The organism is Variovorax sp. P4_D9 (assembly GCF_056401695.1).
In genome coordinates, this window is sequence record NZ_JBFUIU010001159.1 from 1 (window position 1) to 2,213 (window position 2,213).

The window sequence follows — 2,213 nt, forward strand, 5'->3', positions numbered from 1 at the left end:
GCTCGGCGTGCCGGACCTGACGGTCAGATCGTCTTCGATCTGATCGGAGAGATCACGCAGGTGCGACACGTCAAGGCGACGAGCACGGCACCGGCCTTCTCGTATCACGGCGGATCGACTGTGATCATGGGACCGCGCGGAGAGATTCGCTATGTGATTCTGAAGAACGTCACTGGCTACCAGCGCGAGGAGCGCCGCCGAGCGTTTCTCACCGGTGCGATGGGACAGCGCTATTGGGCGGCCAAGGGAAATCAGTTAGTGCCAAGGCCAGAACTCTTTGAGCTGATCCACAGGCCAAAAATCGAGGAGATCAACGCATCCGTCTCATGAGTTTGCAAGCATCCCTCACCGATTCGAAGGATGCCACTTGATGATCGGAGTGATACATCCCTTAGACCGGCAGTGATGCGCGCGGACAGAACGCTCGACCCGAACTCTCCTACTAGTGTGCTGTCCCGTAAATAGCTGGCATTAAGTTTGCATGCTCATGCGTTATCTTTCTGACGGAGATACCGCGATGGGCATGGGCAGACCGAAGACCGAACTTGTATTGAGCGATGTCGAACGATCGCAGCTGCAGTCGTTCGCGCGCAGCCGCTCGTTGCCGGCAGCACTCAGTGAGCGAGCGCGCATTATTCTGAGCAGTGCAGACGGCGAGGCGAATAATTCAATTGCCCAGCGACCAATGCCACGGTGGGCAAGTGGCGCATGCGCTTCCTCGAACGGCGTATCGCCGGCCTTTAAGACGACGTTCGTCCGGGCAAGCCTCGTACGATCGACGATGAGCGAATCGCGCAGTTGATCAAGACGACGCTGCACACCAAGCCCGCCGATGGGTCTACGCATTGGAATGTGCGATCGGTTGCCTCGGAGGCCGGCATTTCCAAGACCAGCGTGCTGTGCTACTTCCAACTGTTCGGCTTGCAACCTCATCGCACCGAGAGCTTCAAGTTGTCCAACGATCCGCTCTTCATCGAGAAGCTGCGCGATGTCGTCGGCCTGTACCTGAGTCCGCCGGAGAACGCGCTGGTGCTGTGCGTGGACGAGAAGAGCCAATGCCAGGCGCTGGAGCGCACGCAGCCGATGCTGCCCATGGGGCTTGGCTACGCGGTCGCAGCCTTCCTCGCAGGCCATGTCGGCGCCGTCGGCAGCACCCGAGCGCAACTCGTAGCCTTCGCGGGCAAGCGCCGCAGCGAGGTCGCGCAGGCGTTCCAGGACCTCGGGTGGTGTCGAGCGAGACCCGATGCCGGTGTATGAGCGAGAAGCGTTCATTCCTTGGAGTGGTAGAGGGTCGTGCCACACTGCGAACAAACGTGCGAGACGACGGTGCAGAGCAATCCGTAGGTGAGTAAGATTGCCGATCAAATCGTAGTTCATGAGATCTCGCTCTATGTTGTTGAGTCAGGCCGCCACCGGCGCCTTGAGATGGATAGGGCCTGGGTGTATTGCATGGGTCTGGTTGATCTGCTCATCAATCGAACCGTTCGGACAGGCGGAGGGGCGCCAGGTCAAGGTTGAGGAGCTCAGGTTTGATGTCGAGAGGGGCGATGGCAAGGGGCGCATCGACCTCCATCACCCAAGTACCGGAATCTCCAGACTCGAAGAGATCCCAGGACGAGGCCAGTCGAATGGGAGCTCGGGAACCTGCGTGGCCAGCCTCAATGAAGGCGAGTCGATCCCGTATGTCCAGGTGCTCCCCACTGTCGTAGCGTTCTCTGAATGCGACTAAACCTCCAGCGCAGTACTGCGCGCCATCGCCGAGGTAGTTGGTGAAACCCACCTCGAACTTCACCACAATGCGCGTTCCGTCTGGCAGAAACGCCGAGGCAGCCGCGGCAACATTGCTCATGTCCGGATCGAGTGTCAGCTCTATTCCAGTACCGACGTTCACCGCACCGGTGCTGATCAAGAACTCGCTCAAGGTTGCTAGTCCACTGAATCAGAAGAATTGGCGGTGTCGGCGATTGGGATCGTCGTACTTCCATTTGATTGGTTTCGGGTCTTTGTTGTGCGCACTGATGTACCGCATTAGCTTCTTGTCGAGTTCCTTGACCGATGTGAAGACGCCTCGAGTGATGACGTCACGCTGGATGCGCGTGAACCAGTTCTCCACCTGGTTGAGCCAGGAGGAATAGTTCTGCGTGTAGTGAATCTGGACATGCTTGTGCTCGGCGAGGAAGTCCTGCACGAGCGGGGTCTTGTGGCTGCTGACG

The 2,213-nt window shown here is 58.7% G+C and carries 3 protein-coding genes and 1 pseudogene; 2 read left to right on the forward strand and 2 right to left on the reverse strand.

What is annotated here, in order from left to right; genetic code table 11:
- Positions 1–330 (forward strand): hypothetical protein (locus AC1DY5_RS52340; protein WP_478122135.1); only part of this gene is annotated, 330 nt, incomplete at its 5' end.
- A 187-nt stretch (positions 331–517) separates the two neighbouring features.
- A pseudogene (locus AC1DY5_RS52345) lies at positions 518–1,107 on the forward strand (helix-turn-helix domain-containing protein); the annotation flags it as partial.
- 364 nt (positions 1,108–1,471) lie between these two features.
- Here the strand turns inward: AC1DY5_RS52345 and AC1DY5_RS52350 are convergent.
- Both AC1DY5_RS52350 and AC1DY5_RS52355 read right to left on the reverse strand, forming a co-directional pair.
- Positions 1,472–1,921, reverse strand: coding sequence for a hypothetical protein (locus AC1DY5_RS52350; protein WP_478122136.1), 450 nt, complete (start codon positions 1,919–1,921; stop codon positions 1,472–1,474).
- Positions 1,922–1,939: 18 nt separating this feature from the next.
- Positions 1,940–2,213, reverse strand: a 274-nt coding sequence (locus AC1DY5_RS52355) for a transposase (protein ID WP_478122137.1), incomplete at its 5' end; no start/stop codon positions are given.